We start from the raw sequence: 21,755 nt of genomic DNA on the forward strand, positions 1-21,755 counted from the left end.
CCCATGGCTCCTAATATTTATTAAAGCATAAGCGTCCTGCTTTGGCCGGGTGTGTTGGCATCCGCAAAATATGTGTGCGATTTTTTGAGATACCGTGGTTTTATAATCCGCGGTTAATTTTATCCGTCCATTTCCCCTGTAAAGTATCCATCTGCGATGCTTTTTCAAGCATCTTCAGAAAGTCTTTTCGCGGAATAGGTTTGGGCAAGTGTTTTTTCAACATCCTTTTTTTATGCAGAGAACTCAAGTCGCTAAATTGTGATTTTTGGATAAACTATTAATTATTTAAAAATTATTAAATTTATGATAAGTTTAAACGCGGTATAAATGAGATATAGACGATTTTTTCACACAGAACTAAGAGTAAAACACTTCTATTTGTTTTGTGTCTTATGTTTTTCCCTTCAACCAAATGCATTCGCCCAAAACGAATTTGAAGGAAAAGTGGTTTACAGGTATTCTTACCCTAATGGTTACAAAGATGAAGCCCAAGGCTTTGTGTTTACACAAGATTCTTTAATAGATTTTGCCGTAAAAGCAGATACTTTGCTTGCAAAAAAAGTTGATATTTACGGTTCTATTTCGCAATATTACTTGAAGGAAGGAGAAGATTCCTATCTGTATAATCCTGTTGATTCGTTCTTGCTTAATTATGATAGACTGCCCAATGTATTTTACTATCAGTTTATTCGGAAGTTCAGGAGGAAAGAAGAAATATTAGGTTATACCTGCACAAAATTAGAATATCAGTTGGGACCTACAACAACTGTATATTTTTGGGTTGCAGATGATATTCCCGTAAAAAACTACGGTTCGTTCTTCAATTTTATTAGTAACGACGGGAAATTAGTGCTTAAAAGGCAACTTGTCCCTAGAAACGAAGGGTATTGTAATGTTTACGAAGCCATAAGTATCGATACTGTTATTTCAGAAAAGGATTTCCAATTTCCTCCAATGCCAGAGAGTCTGGAGGATGATTAATAATAACAATTTTTACATTAACCTATCAATCAAAATTCGCGTTATCAGCACTCTGTTTTTGTTGTCCATTTCCCCTGCAAAGTATCACGCTGCAATGCTTTCTCCAGCATCTCCAAAAAGTCTTTTCGCGGAATAGGTTGGGCTCCCAAACTGGCCAGGTGGTCGGTTGGTTGCTGGGCATCGATAAACGCAAAGTTGTTTTTCAGGGCAAACTGCACCAGGTGGTAAAAGGCAAATTTACTGGCGTCGGTTTTGGTAAAAAACATCGATTCGCCAAAAAAACAATTTCCCAGCGAAAGTCCGTACAATCCGCCAACCAGCTTCCCTTCAAGCCAGGTTTCGAACGAGTGGGCGTATCCCAGTTTATGCAGTTGTACATAACCGTCGATAATGTCGTTGGTAATCCAGGTTTCATCTTCGTGGCTACGTTTGGTTTTACTGCATGCAGTAATTACTTCGCGGAAAGCGGTGTCGATACGAAGTTCAAAAATCCCTTTGTTGATCACTTGCCGTAAACTTTTCTTTAGTTTAAAATCCTCCGGCAGTAACACCATTCGCGGGTTAGGCGACCACCACAAAATAGGTTCGCCCTCGCAAAACCACGGGAATACACCCTGGCAGTACGCCGACAGCAAAAACTCGGGAGTGAGCTCGCCGCCTTGTGCCAGCAATCCATCGTCGTCGGCCTGGTTCGGATCGGGAAATTGTATCATGTTTGCAAATATAACACGCGATGAAACATTTTAATACGATTGGCGGAACGAGAACCAAAAATGAATTTATAACACAAAATAATTTTAATACTTTTGGGTTTTACCAAAAACAATTTGAACAATGAGGTATTTAGCATTGATAATTGCTGTAATGTTGGTCATCCCAACCTTTGGACAGCGCAAAAAGAAAGAAGACGAAGGAATCGCTCCCGCCTATGTTGAGGGGATTGCTTACGCTTTGCCACGTACAGGAATTAAAGTACACGTTGAAGCCATTCGCGAGAAATTTGAACCAGGACCATATGCTGCTTATGCACAACAGTTACTGGGTATAAAAGATGCCCGTAACAGAGCATCGGTAAAATGGATGGTGTCGGCTGTTAAAATCGAAACTTTTTCGGAGCCCGATCCACAGCAGGTTTACAAAGCGATGGGCGATATTGCTGCAACCATTAGTCTGGCGCCCAACGGTTGTCTGGCCGGAATAAATTCAGCCGGAACAGCAACAATGTCGTTGCAGGTTCAATCAAACAAAACATTTCAGAAACCGGATCTCGACGATGGTTTTTCCTTTGATTATTTCTCGGATACACCATTTTTAATCCCCGGTGACTCTACCAATAACTTCAGGCCAACAGCTGTAGGCATGGAGCAAAAAGCGGCCGAAGCGGCCCAGCGCGTGCTCGATTGCCGGATGAACCAATACGATCTGGCAGCTCTTCGTATCGATGGCGAGTACCCGGATGGGAAAGCCTACGAGGTGAGTCTGGCAGAGCTAAAACGTACCGAGCAGAATTACATTAAACTGTTTGTGGGCCGAACCACGTATAAAACTGAAACCTTTAGTTTTGATTATATGCCGGAAGCCAATGAAAAGAATGCGGTGATTTTCCGTATTTCGGATGAAAATGGTGTTGTTCCGGCCAGCGATCTCTCAGGGAAACCAGTAATGGTTGAGTTTGAACAGGTAGCCGGTTTACTGGCAAAATACCAGGCAGAGGCTGCTTCGGATAACCCCGATGCCGGTTACGATGGTGTTTACTACCGAATGCCGGGAGTGGCGAATATAAAAGTTATTTACGAGCTGAACAGCCTGGCTTCGGCGCGTGCTACCATTGCACAGTTTGGAAGTATTGCTCCGGTTCCTGAAGAATTACTGGGCGGGGATTACTCCATCGAATTTCACCCTGAAACAGGAGCTATTAAATCCGTTCAATTGAAATAGAATCGCAAAAAATATATGATTAGAAAGCCTGGTTTAGCCGGGCTTTTTTTGTGGATCACATTGAATTTGGGGTGGAGGATTATTCTATCGACGCTTGAGAATTGCGGCACAAACGATCATTCCGTTTCAAAAAGCTTTATGGTTGCGCCTTTGGTGTTCCCTGCTTTTAACCCGGGGCGAAACTCTTCCGAATGCTATTCGGAATTGTATGCCCCGGGCTAGAGTAAATCGCACTTTCAGCGCTCTGTGCTTTTCGTAAATTTAACTTTCAGCGCTGAAAGTGCTGTTTAATTCAGCCTTGGGCAAAGCTAATTGCCAAATGGCTATTGCGTCGCCCAAGGAAAATATATGATGTAGTATAAAAAGGCGCAAGTATAAAAGTTGATTGAAAAGCGGAACCTCCCTGCGCCGCATATCTGTAGAAAGTTAAAATATTAATCCACCTGAGTTTACAGGTGATCTCTTTTTTAGACCCCTTAACCAATATTTAGGCAAAAAAAATACCCGACTTAAAAAAGCCGGATACTTTAAATATTTTCTCAAATAGTTTATTTCCTATTTTATTCCGTGCATCATCTTTTTCAATACCGGAGAAAGGGCAATTGCAATAAGCGCAAAAATAGCCGACTGGATAGCGATTAACCAGAAAACCTGAATTTCAGTTCCCAGGGCACTCTCAAGTTTTATTGAGATAGCTTTCATTTGCGAAGCCACAAAGTTACCGGCGGCAATCGAACCAAACCAAATTCCCATCATGGTAGAAACCAGTTTTGGTGGCGATAATTTGGTTACCATCGAAAGGCCAATTGGCGAGAGGCAAAGTTCACCAAATGTATGGAACAGGAATACCACGATCAACCACAATGGGCTAACCAAACGAAGTGTTTCGCCTCCTGTAGATCTGCTGTAAGCAATTGCCATGATCACAAAGCCCAGCGAAAGCATAATTAAACCCCAGGCAAATTTCATTGGCGTATTAGGGTTTATTTTTAGTTTATCCAGCTTCAACCATAAAATGCTGAATAGCGGCGCGCATGTAACAATCCAGATAGCGTTAATACTTTGAAACCAGCTGGCCGGAATTTCCCAGTTGCCGATCATTCGTTGTGTATTATCGCGGGCAAAAACGTTAAAGGTTGTACCTGCCTGCTCAAAACCACCCCAGAATAAGATGTTAAAAAGGGCCAGAACAAGAATAACTCCTATTCGCGACCATTCGGCTTTACCGCTTGTTCCTCTAAAAATACTTGTGGCAAGTACAATTACAGCACCAATTCCAACAATGTAAATGATTGTTTTCGAAACGGTTTCAGGCATTGCACCCCAGCCAACGATTACAGCAAACACTACTGCAACAATACCAACGGCGAAAAGTAATATCCCGAACCAGTCTTTCAGAATCAGACGTACTCTTTCAGCTTTTACCTTTGGAGGCATTCCAATGTGCCCAAGTGTGTGACTCCGAACAAAGAACCAAACAGTACCTAAAACCATTCCGATTCCTGCAGCCAGAAAACCATATTGCCAGGCTACCTGCTCACCAAGTTTACCTGTTATTAGAGGAGAGATAAATGCACCCAGGTTGATACCCATGTAGAAGATGGTAAAACCACCGTCTTTGCGTGGGTCGTTATTGTCGTACAATTCGCCCACCATGGTAGAAATGTTGGGTTTAAAGAAACCATTACCCAGAATCAGAATTCCCAATCCGGCGTAAAAAATGGTTTGACGGAATTCGATACTTGCATCAGAACCGTATAACCACGCACTTCCGGCCAACAGGAATTGTCCAACGGCCATGGTTAAACCTCCAATGTAAATCGATTTTCGCTGCCCCAGCACTTTGTCGGCCAGCATTCCACCCAAAATCGGGGTAACATAAACTAAACCGGTGAAAATACCATAAATGGTAAAGGCATCGAGTTCTGCCATTTCAAATCCGCCCGAAGCAAAAGTTGCCGTAAGGAAAAGAACCAATAAGGCCCGCATTCCATAGTAACTAAAGCGTTCCCACATTTCACTGGCAAAAAGTGTTGAAAGCCCGATTGGGTGACCAAAGAAGGCTTTATTTGCATCTCTACTCATAATATCTTTATCTTTTATTTTCTAAAGCTCGCTAAAATATCAATTATCTTCAAAGATTTCCGTGAAACATATCAGCTTTTCTGTTCTTCTGCCTAATTTTATACTGTTTTAAAAACTTTTAAGCCGAAAATGCACAAAATGTTTTTTCATTTGTTGCTTACTTTGTTCGATAAAATTGCAGGTATTTAACCTGAAGTAAAAAACGCATTATTATGAGTGTAGAAATTAAAAATCTCGAGCCACAAAATGTGTGGGAGATCTTTTCTGAAATGACCCAAATTCCACGTCCTTCAAACCATGAAGAGCAGATTCAGAATTGGGCAGTAAGTTTTGGTGAAAAACTGGGATTGGAAACCATTAAAGACGATGCCGGAAACGTAATTATAAAAAAGCCGGCAACACCGGGTATGGAAAACCGCAAAACGGTGGTTCTGCAAGGGCACCTCGATATGGTTCCGCAAAAGAACAGCGATAAAGTTCACGATTTTCAAAACGATCCGATAGAGGCTTTCGTTGATGGCGATTGGGTAACAGCCAACGGAACAACACTGGGTGCCGATAATGGTATAGGCTCGGCGGCTGCAATGGCTGTTTTGGCCTCGAAAACCTTAAAGCACGGGCCCATTGAAGTGTTGCTTACCGCTACCGAAGAAACCGGAATGGACGGGGCAAACGGATTAAAAGCCGGTATGCTCGATGCTGAAATCCTGATTAATACCGACTCGGAAGACGAAGGTGAATTGTACGTAGGTTGTGCCGGTGGTGAGGATGTAAATATTACTTTCAATTATACTGAAGAAGAAGTTCCGCTTGGTTTTGTGGCTTTGCAATTAAGCGTAACCGGTTTGAAAGGTGGCCACTCGGGAATGGATATTATTCTGGGCCGCGGAAATTCGATAAAAACATTTTTCCGGATTATAAATGCAGCCGAAGAATTGGGTGTTCGTTTGGCCAGTATCGATGGCGGAAGTTTAAGAAATGCCATACCGCGCGAAGCCTTTGGTGTAGTTGTGGTTGAAGAGGCAAAAGTGGCCGAATTTATTGCTTTGGTTGATGAAATTGCCGATGACGTAAAAGCTGAACTTGCTGCTACCGAACCTGATATTGATATTGCTGTTGAACAAACCGAAATGCCGGAAACTTTGATCGATGCAGCTACTCAGAAAAACGTAACAAAAGCTGTTGTTGCCTGCCCAAATGGTGTTATCCGGATGAGCGACAGCATGAAAGGGCTGGTGGAAACTTCTACCAACCTGGCCATTCTGAAATCGGACGCAAAAAGCAAAACCATTAATGGTGGTTGTTTGATGCGTAGCTCGGTGGATTCGGCTAAAGATGAACTGGGAACGCGTTTAAAAGCTGTTTTTGAACTGGCTGGCGCCGAGGTAACTTTGTCGGGCGCTTATCCGGGATGGAAACCAAACATGGAATCGCCGATTTTAAAAACCATGCAAAACGTGTATAACGAAAAATGGGGCAGGGTACCCAAAATTATGGGAATTCACGCAGGTTTGGAGTGTGGTATTCTGGCACAAAACTACCCGCACTGGGATATGATCTCGTTTGGACCAACCATTCGTTTCCCGCACTCACCGGATGAAAAAGTAAATATTGAAACAGTTAAGAAATTCTGGGAGTTTTTGGTGGCCACACTGGAAGCTATTCCTGAAAAATAGAATTTCCGATAATTAACAATAGTGATAGTATGACTCAAAGTCATACTATCACTATTCTCTGGTTGTAGCATTTTTTTATTCCATAATCAGGCTGCCCTGTTCATCAAAGTTCCAGAATGGCGCCCATGCAATTTCCCAGGCATTCCCGTCGGGATCGGCAAAATAAGCATCGTAACCACCCCAAAAGGTTTCGCGAGGTTCAACAAGCGGTTTACCTCCGTTTTTAATTACCGTGTTATACAATTCCTGAACGGCTTCTTTAGTATCGAGATTGATGGCACATGTAACTCCTGAAAAACCACTTCTGGCAGGACTTATTTCAGCATCTTCGGCCAGCTTGTCGATGGGGTAGAGGCCTAAAATTATTCCACCATGGTTAAAGAAAACAATGTTCTCATCGCTGTCTTTTGTCGGTTCCCAGCCCAATGCATTTTTGTAAAAATCGCGTGAAACCTGCAGGTTCTTTACTCCGATTGTTACAATGTTTAATCGTGGTTTCATTTTTTTGAGATATTGGTTAATGAGTAAGGGTTGTGTGTTGGATTACATTCTTTTTAATCTTAGAAATTCCTTCAACTCATCCTTCCTTTCTTTTGAAAGTTGATGCCAGCGAATTCCCTGAATAGCTCCCTCAAGCGCACAAAGCATATTGTAACACGCCGATTCATCTTCGATCTCAAGTCTTAAAAAGGTATTTTCAGCACCTGTTTCACTAAGTTGTTCATGACTTGTAATGCCGGCGTTCAATAATTTCTGTTCCAGCGTTTTCCCGATGTTGGGTAGTTCACTTAATTTCATACTATTAAAATGGTTTATTTTTAACGGTATAGTATGGAACTCGCACATATCTTAATATTCCCCTTGGGCGTACTAGTCTAAATGCTCGTTTCATTTTACTAATATTTTGGCATCATTTCAATAAACTCGCCTTCGGTGGTAATCATGTGCCCCATCATATTTGCGGTAAGGCACGAATGTACGGGAATGATCTCCACCAAATCGCCCACGTTTATCTGTTTAAAATGGGTAGGCGTAACTTTTATTACACCGTGTTCCTGCGAAAGGCGCGACAGGTAATTTTTGGTGTCGAGTAGAATCTTTTCATCATCCTGACTGATAATCACCCGACCATATAATTGTTTACCATCCGTATTTTGCAGCGTATCCTTCGAGAAATGAACAGCACCACCGTAAATCACAATTTCGTTACGCGAAACATGTTTGGCCACAACCGGGCACACCATTTTTACCGCAATATCACTTATTTCGCATACGCCGAGGTTGTGCTGCATGAGGTCGTAAAAAACAAAGTTGCCCGGACGAAGCTCATCTATCCCGTCGAAATTTCCGCAAATGCTTGCCGATGGTGTGTCGCCCATACTCAGTTCCATTCCCGGATATTCTTTATGATACCTGTTTTTTAGCTTCTTCAGTTTAAGCAGGGCATCAAAATGACTGCTGAATATTTCGTTGGTTGATAGTGCCGTGTAGGTATGGCCGGTGTGTGTAAGAAATCCTTTAAAAGTAAGTTTGCTGTTTTTGCGCAAAATATCAAGGATTGAATCGATACGCCCCGTTCTGCCTGCAGGAATACCTGTACGGTTGTAACCGGTGTCGATTTTTAAATACACGCCAATTTTGTTGCTCGCTTTTCCGGCCAGCACTTCTGCCGCCTCCCTGTTTTCAAGCAGTACATTTAGTTTTATGGAATCGGCCAAACGGTTAATCCGGCTCATTTCCAGAATATTCAACGGAAAAGCAAGCGTTATGTCATTCCATCCGTTCGATGCAAAATATTCAGCCATTAACACCGAAGAAACAGTAATCTGGCTGATCCCAAAACGTTTAAACCACTCACCGACCTTTGCTGCCTGATGCGTTTTGAAATGAGGCCTTAACCGAAGATTATAGTTCTCCGCTTTTTTTACCATCCGTTCAATGTTTTGCAGGCAAACTTCTTTGTCAATAATTAGTGTAGGTCGTGTAATTTCTGTCATAAAAAACTAGTGTAACGTTCTTAATTTTTGTGTCAGAGCGTTGCGGGTAGCCATTAATTTATTCGAAATGCCAACTTTATACAAGTGTGGGCTGATAAAACGTTTATGTTCGTCGGGCAATAAAGCAGCCCGGCTTTTCAGGTACTCGTGTATTTCTACAGGGCTTTTGTGTTGAAGTAAGATGTTTCCCTGTTCAACCACTTTTTCGCGAAGAAGTTCGACTTTTAATTTCGAAACTTCGGTGTTTTTCTCGGGGTAAATCCGGTGATAGATCGTATCCACTTCTTCCGCTTTTTCGTCTTGTAACAGAATTCCATCGCGGTAGAACATACCTTCTTCGTCAAAATACCTTACCATTTGTTTTTTCCCGGGCAGGGTAATTTTTTCAATATTTTCGGAGAATTTCATTTTTGGCTCTCCGTCAATCTCGGTCAATTTATAAACGCCATCCAGGGCAGCGTCGCTTTTTCCGGTAATCATTTCGGTGCCAATTCCAAAACCGTCGATGGCAGCATTCTGGTCCAGCAGCAAAGTTTTTATTACGTATTCGTTCAACTGGTTCGAAGCCAGAATCTGAACATCATGTAATCCGGCATCATCCAGTTGTTTACGTGCTTTTTTACTGAGGTAAGCCAGGTCGCCGCTGTCCAACCGAATGGCTTTTAGTTTTTCGCCTCTTGCAGCCATTTCATGACCAATGGTAATGGCATTCGGCACTCCCGATTTTAAGGTGTTGTAAGTGTCAACCAGCAAAATGGTATTGTCGGGATTGGTTTCTGCAAAAGCTCTGAAAGCTTCCAGCTCCGAATCGAAACTTTGTACCCAGCTGTGCGCCATGGTTCCGCTAACAGGAATATCATATATTTTCCCGGCCAAAGTGTTCGATGTTGATGAAGCACCGCCAATACAGGCGGCCCGGCTGGCATGAATGGCACCAAAATCCTGAGCACGGCGCAGTCCAAAATCGGCAAATAATTTTTGCCCCGAAATATGTTTGATGCGGAAAGCTTTTGTAGCAATCAGCGATTCGAAATTCAGAATATTCAGCAAAATACTTTCCACCAACTGGCATTCAATAATGTTTCCTTCAACCGACAGAAGCGGTTCGTTCGGAAAAACAATCTCTCCTTCTTTTACGCTGTAAATATCGCCGGAGAATTTAAAATCGCGCAGATACTCCAGAAACTCATCCTTGAATCCGTTTGCTTTTAGAAATTCCAGATCTGATTTGGAATAGGTGAATTCATTCAGGGCATCAATAAAATCCTGCAAACCTGCAAAAACAGTGTACCCACCTTTGTACGGATTGGTCCTGAAACAATAATCAAACGAAGTGTTCTGGTCTTTTTTTTGACAAAAAAAGTACCCCTGAGCCATAGTCAGCTCATACAAGTCGGTATATAGTCCTAATGTCTCCTTAAATATTGATCCCATTTTGCCCCCTCTGAGATGCTTAAAGATAATTAAGAAATATAACTATCTATATGATCTGATTAATAATTTAACCGAATGTTTATGCTCAGAACAAGGAGGCGGTTTTGTAAACAGGTCAGTGTTTGGTACTTAATTGCAATGAAAAGTAGCAGAAATGTTGGGGAATTTTCGAAATCTCGGGCGACATTCTAAAACAAAAAACGCTGTTCAAATAAATGAACAGCGTTTTCAATCTAAAATATCTTTGTTTATTCTTTTTCGAGCATAATTGTTTGTTCCCTGTTCGGTCCAACTGATGCAAGCGTAATAGGAATATCCATTTCGTCTTCAATAAAGTTAATGTAGTTATTCAGTTCTTCCGGGAATTCGTTCTGGTTTTTAATCTTGGTCAAATCAGTTTTCCAGCCCGGTAGTTCAACGTAAACAGGTTTCACATTGTCGTCTAACTCGAATGGGAAGTGCTCTACAACTTCACCATCAATTTCATATCCTACACAAACTTTAATGGTATCGAAATCATCCAGCACATCGGCTTTCATCATTATCAGTTCGGTAACGCCGTTAAGCATGCAAGTGTATTTCAACGCTACTAAATCTAGCCAGCCACAACGACGCGGACGACCGGTTGTTGATCCGAATTCGTTACCAGCAGTACGCAGTTTTTCACCTGTTTCATCGAAAAGTTCGGTAGGGAACGGGCCCATTCCAACGCGCGTACAGTAAGCTTTAAAAATTCCGAAAACTTTTCCAATGGCATTTGGTGCCAATCCTAAACCGGTACAAGCTCCGGCACAAATCGTGTTCGAGCTGGTAACAAACGGGTACGATCCGAAATCGATATCGAGCAATGTTCCTTGCGCTCCTTCTGCTAATACTGATTTGCCTGCTTTTAAGGCATCGTTAATCATGTGTTCGCTGTCAACCAATTGGAATGATTTCAGCACTTCAACACCTTCGAACCACTCTTTTTCACATTCGTTAAGCATCTTTTCGTAGTCGTACTTAAAGAACTCGCTTAACATTACTTTGTGGTTGTTGATTCGCGCAGTGTATTTTTCTTCAAAGCCGTGAACCAGGTCGCCAACACGCAAACCATCGCGGCCAATTTTATCTTTGTAGGTTGGTCCGATTCCTTTTAAGGTAGAACCAATTTTTGTGTCGCCTTTTTTCTGCTCCGATGCAGCATCCAAGATTTTATGAGTAGGCAAAATCATGTGTGCCTTTTTCGAGATATAAAGGTTTTTCGATATATCGACACCGATTTTACTCAACGATTCAATTTCTTTTTTGAAAACGATTGGGTCGATAACAACACCGTTACCAATTACATTGATTTTATTTTCACGGAAAATGCCCGAAGGGATTGTATGCAAAACGTGTTTAATATTGTTGAATTCAAGGGTGTGGCCGGCGTTTGGCCCTCCCTGGAAACGAGCTATAACATCGTACTCCGGAGTAAATACGTCAACAATTTTACCTTTTCCCTCGTCGCCCCATTGCAGGCCCAACAATACATCTACCTTCATTTTGAATTTTGATTTTTATTTTACATGCAAAACCGCGAAAACTTAATCGATCAAGATTAACCTTTCACGGCTTTCAAATTAAGCAGTTAAAAGTACTAAATATTTTATGCTCTGCAATAGAAATACCAGCACTCTGCATTTAATTTATAATCTATTAAGAATTAACGGCTTTATTCCTTTTTTGTGCTTTCGCCGTAGATATAAAGCGTGTGGTGCGACAATTTAAAATTGTTTTTATTGCAGGCATCTTCAATAATTTCGCGAATGCGAGGATCGTAAAACTCAACTACGGTACCATGTGTTGTGTCGATAAGATGATCGTGCTGAAGTGTTGCAAATGCCTTTTCGAACTGTGCAATGTTTTTACCAAACTGGTGTTTTACCACCAACTTGCAATCAAGCAATAAATCGATGGTATTGTATAGTGTAGCGCGGCTTACCCGGTAGTTATTGTTCTTCATCGAAATGTATAACGACTCGATATCGAAATGCCCCTCACGACAATAAATTTCGTCAAGAATTGCAAATCTTTCAGGTGTTTTCCGGTGACCGTTCTTTTCAAGGTACTCGGTAAACATGTTGCGCACAGTTTCTCTGGTCTTGTGGTTATTCATAATTAAACCAATTTTAAATAGGCCAAAAATAGAAAAAAAATTTATTCTTTTAGAATGAATATAAATTAATCCTCAAGGTTTTCTACACGATTTACACTATCGATACCTTTAATCGTTCGTAGCTTGTTGATTAAGTTCTCTAAATCGTTTGTATTGTGAATGTATAAAAACAGGTCCCCCATAAAAATTCCATCGTGCGTATCGAATTTAAGTGAACGCATGTTGATATTGTGTCCCTTCGAGATAAGCGTTGTTACTTCGTTAACAATTCCCATACGGTCGAATCCTTGTAAATGCAGCCGGGTAAGGTACGACTGGCGTTTAAATTTTGTCCATTCGGCCTGAATGATTTTTTCGCCCTGGTTGGCAATAAATTTTTCCAGTTCGCGGCATTTTACCTTGTGAATAATAACGTGGTCGTCGGTTGTAAGGTAGCCCACAACTGATTCGCCGGGAATTGGATTACAGCATTTTGCCAGCGAGAATTTGATATTGTCCTGGTTTTCGCGCAGCAGAAATGGTTTTTTCTTATCAATCTTTTGGTTTTCAGGCGTTTCTTCTTCCTTGTTTTTGTTACCGGATCCAAATGTGATGTTCCAGTATTTAACCAGCTTGCTTTCCGACTTTTTGCCGATAATGTCTTTCACATCATCCAGCTCCAGAAAGCCCATTCCAACTTCAGAATACAACTGTTCCTTGTTATTCAGGTTAAAATGCGCTGTTAGTTTTTTCAGGTTGTTCGATGTAAACGGAGCGTTAATTTCTTTAAAAAGCTCTTCAATAATCTCCTTGCCTTTTTCAGTATGTTTGCTTTTTTCGAGACGGAATACATTTTTTATTTTACCTCTTGCTTTTGGCGATGCTGAAAACTTCAACCACTCCAGTTTTGGTGACTGGTTTTCTGAGGTTAAAATTTCAATCTGGTCGCCGTTCTCAAGTATGTGGCTAATAGGAACCAGCTTGGTGTTTATTTTGGCGCCGATACATTTATTGCCCAGCTCAGTGTGTATTTCGTAGGCAAAATCGATTACTGTCGATCCAAGCGGCAACGAAAACATATCGCCTTTTGGTGTAAAAACGTTTATTTCGGAAGAGAACAGGTTGAGTTTAAAATCATCGAGAAATTCAAAAGCATCAGAATCGGAACTTTGCAACAGTTCGCGTATCCGTTCAATCCACGGATCCAGTTCGTTTTCAAAGTTGCGGATGTCCTTGTAACGATAATGTGCCGCAAAACCGTGTTCGGCTACATCGTCCATTCTGTCGGTTCGTATCTGAATTTCAACCCAATGCCCTTGTGGTCCCATCACGGTAACATGCAACGATTCGTAACCATTTGCTTTTGGCATGGTGATCCAGTCGCGAATCCGGTCGGGTTTTGGCTTATAGATGTCGGTAACTATCGAAAGAACATCAAAACACTGTCTTTTTTCCGATATCCCTTTTTTTGAGTTGATAATGATGCGAATAGCCAGAATGTCGTAAACCTCATTAAAAGCCACCGCCTTTTTCTGCATCTTTTGCCAGATGGAGTAACTTGTTTTTAGCCGGTGTTCTACCTTACAATCTATTCCTTCTTCCTTCAGTTTTTCAATGATCGGGCTGGTAAATTCGTTTACCAGGTAGTTCCGCTTATCTTCCTGGTTGTGCAGCAGGTACTGAATCTGTTCGTATTCTTCCGGATGTTTATGCTTAAAGCTTAAATCTTCCAGGTCGCTTTTTATGGCATGTAAACCTAAGCGGTGGGCCAGTGGCACATAAAGAAAAAGCGTTTCGCCGGCAATCTTAATTTTTTTGTGCGCCGGCATCGAATCAAGCGTTCGCATATTGTGCAAACGATCGGCAATTTTTATCAAAATAACCCTAACATCGTCCGAAAGAGTCATCAGCATCTTTTTGAGTGTAAGCGCGTGTTTGGCATCAAAATCGCCCGAAAGTTTGGTCAGCCCGTCAACAATGCGCGATACGCGTGTTCCAAACATATTTTCAATGTCTGACATACGGTAGTCGGTGTCTTCCACAACATCGTGTAAAAGGGCCGCAACAATCGAAGTGGCACCCAATCCCAAGTCTACCGCAACAATACGCGCAACTGCAATGGGATGAATAATAAACGGTTCGCCCGATTTACGTTTTATGCCATGATGCGCCGCATTCGAGAAGCGAAATGCTTTCTCGATACGTGCCAACCGCCCTTCATCAAACTTGTCTTTAATGACCTTCAAAAAATCCTGGTAGCGGTCTTCAATATGCCTTATTTCTGCTTTTGTAAAATGTTGCACTTTGCCTTTGTCTGATCCTTAACTTAAATCTGTCTGTAATAAGTTTTGAATATATAAATTCTTTCCTATCCCTGCTTTTTCTCCTGCTAAAATATCTCTTTTTTTGTCTCCTATCAACACAGAGTTAACTGGATCGATATTAAATTCATGAATGGCTTGCAAAATCATTCCCGGTTCGGGTTTTCTGCATTTACATTTTCCTGTTATTTCAGGATGATGAGGACAATGATAAACTTTTGTTATTTCTATTCCATGTTTCTGAAACTGCCGGATCATCCAATTGTTTAAACGAAGAAAATCGTTTTCGCTATAATATTGTCGCGCAATGCCTGATTGATTGGTGATTACGAATAACAGATAACCCTTATTTTGGTAACTCTTTAGTAGTTCGAAAATGCCCGGAATGAATTCAAAATCTTCAATTTGGACCACGTAGTTTTTTTCCACGTTAATCGTTCCGTCGCGGTCGATAAAAAGGGCCTTGTTTTTATTGTTAGCTATCATTTTCGAAAGACTTTTGTTCTGCTTTTTTGCAGATGATATGCTGTTGCCGGCTTGTTACTGTTCCCTAAGAAAACAGTTTTTGCAGAAAGATGTTTGATTTACAGAAGCGTGTTAAACATTAAATGTTGCTTTTAACTTCTTCAAAACATATTTATCAATTGGGAAAGTAATGTCGTTGTCTTTCAGGTCTTTTATTTGTTCCCAGCGAAAGCTTTGTGTTGTGCCGCTATCAATTTCAAAGTCAAATGATTTTTCTGATATCTTAAATTTTAATGGCTGTTTCAGGTCGGAAAGGTAGTAGATACTGATTAGTTGGGCGTTATCAAAGAACAGTGCTTTTTGGTAAAAGTCGGTGGTGTAAAAATGCCTGATATTCTCAATTTCCTGTCCGTTGCATTCTTCTTTAAATTCCCTTTGTAACCCATCAATCAAGCCTTCTCCAAATTCCAGTCCGCCTCCCGGGAACTTGGTCATTCTGGTGTTTAGTACAAATTCATCAGAAAGTAAGATTTCTTTCTTTTCGTTAATAACCAGTCCGTAAACACGAATTATAAATTGGCCCATGTTACTTGATTTGTGTGTTGATCCATGCGATTATTTCTGCGGTATCGGTTGGTTCAAACCATTTTACAGCTTCATCGCGACGAAACCAGGTAATTTGTTTACGCGCATAACGTCGCGAGTTGCGTTTGATTAGCTCAATTGCTTTTTCGCGGGGGATTTCTCCGTTAAAATAAGCGAACAGTTCCTGGTAACCCACTGTGTTTAGCGAGTTCAAATGTTTTTTGTGGTATACACTCCGGGCTTCTGCTTCCAGGCCGGCTTCCATCATTTTGTCGACCCTCAAATTAATACGGTTGTGTAGCACCTGCCGGTCGCAGTTCAGCGCAATTTTTATGATTTGAAAAGGACGCTCTTTTGGTGTGTCGGAGCGAAATGATGAATAGGGTTTTCCGGTTTGAATGCTAATTTCCAGTGCGTGGATAATTCGGTTCGGATTTTTCAGGTCCACTTTTTTATAGTATTCAGGATCGAGTGTTTTTAGCTGCAGACGCAGGCCTTCCAAGCCTTCTTCTTCCAGTTGGTTTTTTAATGCTGCCCGAACTTCAGGATCGGCATCGGGCATAATATCAATGCCCTTGCAAATGGCATCGATGTATAACATTGATCCGCCCACCAGCAATAAAACATCTTTCTGCTGAAAAAGCTTGTCGATCAGTTCCATCGCCTCAGTTTCGTAGCGGCTGGCATTATAATTTTCTTCAACCGAATGACTTTGAATAAAATGATGGGGTACCGCTGCCAATTCCTCTTTCGACGGAACTGCAGTGCCAATGTTGAGTTCCCTGAAAATTTGCCGCGAATCGGCCGAAACGATTTCAGCATTAAAATGTTGGGCAACTTTTATACTCACTTCGGTTTTCCCAATTCCGGTTGGGCCGGTAATTACAACAAGAGTTTTTGGCATGAATGCATGATTTTTGGCAAATTAATGACAAAAAAAAGACTGTTCAAAATATTGAACAGCCTTGGAATTTTTTTAAACATGGATTAAACAGTCGTCTTTCGTGATTAGAAATCGTCCATTTCGCCAAAGATTTCAGTGTAATCATCAAGCTCTCCAAAATCCATATAAACTTCTTCTTCCTGGCCTATACCAGATTCAAGTTCAATTTTTTCTTCTCCTAAAACCTGAACGGGGGAATCGCCTTGTTTTAAAGCGACTAATGGCTCATTAAGATTTTTTTCCATAATTATTCCAGTTAGTTCTATAAAAAAAGACCTGTCGTTCAAAAAATCGAATGTATAAATGAGTTGTTGTCCTTTGTCTTGCAGCAAGTCGCCTAATTTTGTTTTTTGCATAATGTAAAATGCTGCACCATTTATACCTAAGTCTAACATTGAAATCTCAACCAGCTTTCTCCAGTTTTTATTGGACACGAAGAAAGATGCCAGTTGGTGTGACTCAAAACCAACACTTTTCTGTATAATACTATGAAAATCGAAAAATGAATGTTTCTCATCCAGAGCAACTTCCAATCGGAAGTTTTGGGCCTCTTGTGAAACAATTTGAAATTGATAAATCATAAATTTCACGTTGAATGAAGTCCAAATTTTACAGGAATTTTTACAAATTCCAAGAATTCAAATGCAGAAAAAATTGAAAATATCTATCAGAAAGGTGTTTTTCCGGCGATCGTTTATTTTTTAACAAAATGTCAAAAGGTTGGTTTTTAACCTTTTTCGGGACATTTTTCCACGAAAAATTGTGAAAAATACAGAAATGGAATCTATGGAATTAAAAAATGTTAAAAAAGTTTAAGTCAGGAAAAATCGAACAATCGTGTTTGTTGTTCGGCTTATCGAATACTCTTGGTGACAGTGTTCTAAGTCTCAGTGTTACAGTGTTTAGTGTTAATGTTTCTGGTGGATTGTTGCGCATTTTTTTTTAAGGCCGCGTTGCCCGAAGCATTTGTCTTTTACCCGGAGGACCGGGAAGTCGCTCCGAAATATAGCCCGATCGTTCCATTCGGCGGCGAATTTCGCCTTTGGCGCTATAGGTAACAAGGTTTGCATTTGAGTTGCTGATACCGTAAAGTTTTCTGAAAATTTCCTCGTTCCACATCTCGGGTTGTTTGTCGGGGCCAAATGCATCAAAATAGATTACATCAACCATTGGGAGTTCTTCAAAAGAAAATTGGGTGAGGTCGGTTTTTAGTTTTAGCAAATGGAAATACGGTGAAATTTCTGTTTTAACATTCCACTCACTATTGTGCAGCGCTGAAAAAAGTTCTTCCGCTTCTTCCGAAATCAAACTACCATAGTTGAGCTGCTCTATTTCTGTTGCCTCAATCGGGTATTTTTCCAGGGAAATATAAATGGTTCTTCGTTTTTTCTTTTCTGCTTCAACGGCCGTTAATAACGCGTTCAATCCGGTTCCAAAACCAATTTCGAGAATTACCGGTGTGGCTGATTGATTGTGCCGGTATCCTTTATCGAGATACACATATTCCGATTCGGTTAATGCCCCGTTTACCGAGTGGTATTGTTCGTCCATCTCGGGAATAAACAGTGTTTTAGATCCGTCTTCAGTACTTATAATTTTTCTTTGCATGGCCTGCGAATTTCCTAAAAATCCTATGTTGTTCAATCAGTATTAAGCTAAAAAGCTGCAAAAAAGCACCTTTTATAACTTAAAAAACTAATTTTACCGGCCAAAAATAGGAAAAACTATGTTGGTGCGCTTGTATAATGAAAATCCAAATCCCCGCGATGTCAGAAAAGTTGTAGATGTTTTGCGTGAAGGCGGTGTTATTGTTTACCCAACCGACACGGTTTATGGACTTGGCTGCGACATTACCAACCAAAAAGCAGTTGAAAAGGTGGCTCGTTTTAAAGGTATTCAGGTTGAAAAGAACAATTTTTCGTTTATCTGCAGCGACTTCAGTCATTTGTCGGATTACACCAAACCAATTCCCAATAATATTTTTAAACTCATTCGTAAAAATTTGCCGGGCCCGTTTACTTTTATTCTCAACGCCAACAACAATGTGCCCCGGTATTTTAAAGGGAAAAAGAAAACGGTTGGAATTCGTATTCCCGATAACAATATTATTCGTGAGATCGTAAGTGAACTTGGAAATCCAATCCTTTCATCGTCGGTGCACGATGACGATGAGATTTTGGAATACACCACAGATCCGGAACTGATTCATGAAAAATTCGCAGAACTGGCTGATATTGTTATCGACGGTGGTTTTGGCGAATTAATCCCATCAACAATTATTGATTGCACATCAGACGAACCAATTTTGGTCCGTCAGGGAAAAGGCGAATTGGAATATTAAATTGATTATTCTTTCCAGAACGATGGAGAGAAGAGCACCAAAACAGTAAACAGCTCCAGTCGGCCAAGCAGCATCAGAAATGATAAGAACCACTTCCCGATAGGTTTAATGTGGTAGAAATTTTCTGCAGGTCCTACTGATCCCAGTCCCGGACCGATATTTCCCAGGCAGGTAGCAACAGCTCCCATCGACGATTCCATATCCGGCTCAATCAGTGTGAAAATAACGGTGCTGATGGCAAAAATTACAAAGTAGATCATAAAAAATGCCAGCACGTTGGTAACGATTTTTGCATCAACCGAGTGTTTATTAAACCGAACAGGAATAATAGCATTGGGATGTACCAAACGTTTAAGTTCGTAATAGCCGTTTTTAAGCAGCACAACAATACGCATGATCTTTATACCTCCACCCGTTGACCCGGCAGAACCACCAAAAAAGAAAAGCACAAAAATGAGCATTGTTAAAACCGGTGGCCAGGTGAGGTAATCGGCAGTGGCGTAGCCTGTGGTTGTGATTATTGTAATAACCTGAAACAGTGAATCGCGGAATGCTTTTTCAATGCCGATTTCGGCAGAAATTAACAGGCCTATAAATATAAGGGCCGTAAATCCAAGGGTAAAAAAACTGTAGTATTTAAACTCTTCGTCTTTAAAAGCCACCGAAAATTTTCCTTTAATAGCGAAATAGGAGAGGGTAAAATTTGTACCGGCCAAAAACATAAAAACAATAATTACATACTGAATAAATGGCGATGGCCAGTGCGCAATACTTGCCTGTTTGGTTGAAAAACCTCCGGTAGCCATGGTGGTAAACGAATGGCAAATAGCGTCGAAAAAGGTCATTCCTCCAACCCACAGCAATAAAGTTTCGACCACCGTAAATGTGAGGTAAATTACCCAAAGTGTTTTTGCCGTTTGTTTAATTCTCGGACTTATTTTATCGGGAGTTGGCCCCGGAACTTCGGCCATAAACAGCTGCATACCACCAATTCCGAATACCGGCAAAATAGCCAGCGATAAAACGATAATTCCCATTCCTCCAAGCCATTGTGTAATGCTTCGCCAGAATAAAATGCCATGGGGAAGTGCCTCAATATCGTTTAAAATTGATGAGCCAGTTGTGGTAAACCCCGACATGGTTTCGAAAAACGCATCGGTAAAACTGGGAATGGAACCACTTATAACATACGGTAAACTGCCAAAAAAGGAGAACACAATCCACACCATCGATACGATGATGAATCCTTCGCGTTTGCCAATATCTTTTTTTGCCTTCGAAGTGGTTGCAACAATCAGTCCGCCAATGGCCAGATTTATTCCGGCTGAAATTAAGAACGCACTAATGTCGGATTCTCCATAAATCAGAGCAACCAGAAGAGCGATGCCCATGGCAATTCCCTCTACAAACAATAAAAAACCAAGTACTCTGAATATGATTTTAAGATTCATGTTCCGGTAGTTTGCGCTTACTTAAAGAATTTCTCCAGCTTTTTAATTCCTGAAGGCAGGGTGAATACGACTACTTTATCGCCTTCCTGAATTTGGGTATATCCGTGGGCGATGTAGCCCATGTTGCCACGAATCACACCTCCGATTTTTGCTTCTTCGGGGAAGTCAAGATCTTTTATTGATTTTTGTGTGATTTTAGCTCCGGGCTTGGCAATAAACTCAAAAACTTCGGCATCGGAGGCTGTTAAACATTTTACTTTCGAAATTTCGGCATTAAGTGTAAAACGGTAAATATAACCCGCAGCAATCAGCTTTTTATTAAAAATGCTACCGATATCCATATTGTCTGCAAGGTTCATGTAGGCCAGGTTTTCCACCTCGGCCACTGTTCGGCGAACACCATATGTTTTTGCCAGGTGACAGCCCAATATGTTGGTTTCCGAATTTCCGGTGGTTGCCACAAAAGCATCCATTTTTTCAATTCCTTCTTCGCGTAACAAATTCAGGTTACGCCCGTCGCCGTTAATTACCAGTACATTTTCGTACTTGTCGGCAATCTTTTCGCATTTTTTGCGGTCGCCTTCAATTACTTTAATTCGGTAATTTTCGCCCAGTTTTTCAATGGCTTTTTGGGCAATTCGGCTTCCTCCCAAAAACATAATGTTTTTAACTTCGAAGAGTGTTTTACCAGTTAATTCGTAAACATTATTTTGCTCGGCCGGTGTGGTAACAAAAAATACGATGTCTCCGTTTTTTATAAAATCATTACCATTCGGGATGATCGTTTCATTGTCGCGGTTAATTGCCACTACCAATAAATGCTGATTTTCCTGTGATAATTCTTCAAATGTTTTATTCAGCACCGGTGCATTTTCGCGCACCTTAATTCCCATCATAATCAGTTTTCCGCCTGAAAACTCGATTAACTGACGTGTTGCCGTTTGTTTTACCGAGGCAACAATTTCTTTTGCAGCCAGACTTTCGGGGTAAATCAATTCGTTTATTCCCAGGTTGTTAAGCTTTGATCGGTATCTTTCCTGAAGGTATTCCGAGTTGTTTATTCGTGCAATTGTACGGCTAACCCCAAGGTACGACGCCATTGAACAGGCTAAAACGTTTCGTTCCTCAAAAGGAGTAACTGCTATAAACAGATCGGATTTTGCCAGGTCGGTACTTTTTAAATCCTGAAATGAATGAGCAGAACCGGCAATTGTCATCAGGTCTACCTCACTACTAATATTCGCAAGTTTTTCAGGAGAATCATCCAGTAAGGTAATGTCGTGGTTTTCATTGGTTAACATTCTCGCCAAATGTGTTCCCACTTCGCCGGCACCCGCAATAACAACTTTCATCTAATTATAATTGTTAATTCTCAAAAGTATTCGATGGAACTCGCCTGCAACTTTTATTAGGTAAGCA

General features: G+C 40.9%; 21 protein-coding genes. 4 read left to right on the top strand and 17 right to left on the bottom strand.

The window, feature by feature from the left end:
- Positions 1-100: 100 nt before the first annotated feature.
- Positions 101-223 (bottom strand): hypothetical protein, encoded by a 123-nt coding sequence (locus LH29_RS25035; RefSeq protein WP_262485566.1) that lies wholly within the window; start codon positions 221-223, stop codon positions 101-103.
- Between the two features lie 104 nt (positions 224-327).
- On the opposite strand from LH29_RS25035, the gene LH29_RS17330 reads away from it, so the two are divergent.
- Positions 328-981, top strand: a complete 654-nt coding sequence (locus LH29_RS17330; RefSeq protein ID WP_157493745.1) for a hypothetical protein — start codon at positions 328-330, stop codon at positions 979-981.
- Between the two features lie 44 nt (positions 982-1,025).
- Here the strand turns inward: LH29_RS17330 and aat are convergent, their stop codons facing one another.
- Positions 1,026-1,694, bottom strand: a complete 669-nt coding sequence (gene aat, locus LH29_RS17335) for a leucyl/phenylalanyl-tRNA--protein transferase (protein ID WP_045032227.1) — start codon at positions 1,692-1,694, stop codon at positions 1,026-1,028.
- A gap of 121 nt (positions 1,695-1,815) precedes the next feature.
- Here aat and LH29_RS17340 point away from each other — a divergent pair, with 121 nt between their 5' ends.
- A complete protein-coding gene (locus LH29_RS17340) occupies positions 1,816-2,919 on the top strand; it encodes a DUF4831 family protein (RefSeq protein ID WP_045032228.1) in 1,104 nt (367 codons plus the stop codon).
- 555 nt (positions 2,920-3,474) lie between these two features.
- Here LH29_RS17340 and LH29_RS17345 read toward each other — a convergent pair.
- Positions 3,475-5,004 carry a peptide MFS transporter gene (locus tag LH29_RS17345; RefSeq protein ID WP_045032231.1) on the bottom strand — a complete coding sequence of 510 codons (1,530 nt, stop codon included), beginning with the start codon at positions 5,002-5,004 and terminating at the stop codon, positions 3,475-3,477.
- Between the two features lie 212 nt (positions 5,005-5,216).
- Here LH29_RS17345 and LH29_RS17350 point away from each other — a divergent pair, with 212 nt between their 5' ends.
- Positions 5,217-6,680: an aminoacyl-histidine dipeptidase gene (locus LH29_RS17350; RefSeq protein ID WP_045032232.1), complete on the top strand. Its 1,464-nt coding sequence runs from the start codon at positions 5,217-5,219 to the stop codon at positions 6,678-6,680.
- Positions 6,681-6,755: 75 nt separating this feature from the next.
- Here LH29_RS17350 and LH29_RS17355 read toward each other — a convergent pair whose 3' ends face one another.
- The 12 genes from LH29_RS17355 to mnmD form a co-directional block, all read right to left on the bottom strand.
- Positions 6,756-7,181: a VOC family protein gene (locus LH29_RS17355; RefSeq protein ID WP_045032235.1), complete on the bottom strand. Its 426-nt coding sequence runs from the start codon at positions 7,179-7,181 to the stop codon at positions 6,756-6,758.
- Positions 7,182-7,223: 42 nt separating this feature from the next.
- Positions 7,224-7,478, bottom strand: coding sequence for a TfoX/Sxy family protein (locus LH29_RS17360; protein WP_045032237.1), 255 nt, complete (start codon positions 7,476-7,478; stop codon positions 7,224-7,226).
- A gap of 98 nt (positions 7,479-7,576) precedes the next feature.
- Positions 7,577-8,677: an alanine racemase gene (locus LH29_RS17365; protein ID WP_045032239.1), complete on the bottom strand. Its 1,101-nt coding sequence runs from the start codon at positions 8,675-8,677 to the stop codon at positions 7,577-7,579.
- 6 nt (positions 8,678-8,683) lie between these two features.
- A complete protein-coding gene (locus LH29_RS17370) occupies positions 8,684-10,111 on the bottom strand; it encodes a nicotinate phosphoribosyltransferase (protein ID WP_045032241.1) in 1,428 nt (475 codons plus the stop codon).
- Positions 10,112-10,359: 248 nt separating this feature from the next.
- Entirely contained in the window at positions 10,360-11,637 is a 1,278-nt protein-coding gene (locus tag LH29_RS17375) for an adenylosuccinate synthase (protein WP_045032243.1), read from the bottom strand.
- A gap of 170 nt (positions 11,638-11,807) precedes the next feature.
- Positions 11,808-12,251 (bottom strand): Fur family transcriptional regulator, encoded by a 444-nt coding sequence (locus LH29_RS17380; protein ID WP_045032245.1) that lies wholly within the window; start codon positions 12,249-12,251, stop codon positions 11,808-11,810.
- A gap of 65 nt (positions 12,252-12,316) precedes the next feature.
- A complete protein-coding gene (locus LH29_RS17385; RefSeq protein WP_045032246.1) occupies positions 12,317-14,533 on the bottom strand; it encodes a RelA/SpoT family protein in 2,217 nt (738 codons plus the stop codon).
- Positions 14,534-14,551: 18 nt separating this feature from the next.
- Positions 14,552-15,037: a D-glycero-alpha-D-manno-heptose-1,7-bisphosphate 7-phosphatase gene (locus LH29_RS17390; RefSeq protein ID WP_045032248.1), complete on the bottom strand. Its 486-nt coding sequence runs from the start codon at positions 15,035-15,037 to the stop codon at positions 14,552-14,554.
- Between the two features lie 111 nt (positions 15,038-15,148).
- Entirely contained in the window at positions 15,149-15,601 is a 453-nt protein-coding gene (locus LH29_RS17395; RefSeq protein WP_045032250.1) for an NUDIX domain-containing protein, read from the bottom strand.
- 1 nt (position 15,602) lies between these two features.
- Positions 15,603-16,505, bottom strand: coding sequence for a tRNA (adenosine(37)-N6)-dimethylallyltransferase MiaA (miaA, locus tag LH29_RS17400; protein WP_045032252.1), 903 nt, complete (start codon positions 16,503-16,505; stop codon positions 15,603-15,605).
- Between the two features lie 104 nt (positions 16,506-16,609).
- Positions 16,610-17,125, bottom strand: coding sequence for an IS1096 element passenger TnpR family protein (locus LH29_RS17405; protein WP_157493746.1), 516 nt, complete (start codon positions 17,123-17,125; stop codon positions 16,610-16,612).
- A 361-nt stretch (positions 17,126-17,486) separates the two neighbouring features.
- Positions 17,487-18,152, bottom strand: coding sequence for a tRNA (5-methylaminomethyl-2-thiouridine)(34)-methyltransferase MnmD (gene mnmD, locus LH29_RS17410; protein WP_045032776.1), 666 nt, complete (start codon positions 18,150-18,152; stop codon positions 17,487-17,489).
- 118 nt (positions 18,153-18,270) lie between these two features.
- On the opposite strand from mnmD, the gene LH29_RS17415 reads away from it, so the two are divergent.
- On the top strand, positions 18,271-18,885 hold the full coding sequence (locus LH29_RS17415; protein WP_045032254.1) for an L-threonylcarbamoyladenylate synthase: 615 nt from the start codon (positions 18,271-18,273) through the stop codon (positions 18,883-18,885).
- Between the two features lie 5 nt (positions 18,886-18,890).
- Here LH29_RS17415 and LH29_RS17420 read toward each other — a convergent pair whose 3' ends face one another.
- Together LH29_RS17420 and trkA are read right to left on the bottom strand one after the other, a co-directional pair.
- Positions 18,891-20,336 (bottom strand): TrkH family potassium uptake protein, encoded by a 1,446-nt coding sequence (locus LH29_RS17420; protein ID WP_045032256.1) that lies wholly within the window; start codon positions 20,334-20,336, stop codon positions 18,891-18,893.
- Between the two features lie 17 nt (positions 20,337-20,353).
- Complete coding sequence (gene trkA, locus LH29_RS17425) at positions 20,354-21,688, bottom strand: Trk system potassium transporter TrkA (protein WP_045032258.1); 1,335 nt, start codon at positions 21,686-21,688, stop codon at positions 20,354-20,356.
- Between the last annotated feature and the right edge of the window lie 67 nt (positions 21,689-21,755).

The organism is Draconibacterium sediminis (assembly GCF_000949475.1).
GTDB lineage: Bacteria > Bacteroidota > Bacteroidia > Bacteroidales > Prolixibacteraceae > Draconibacterium > Draconibacterium sediminis.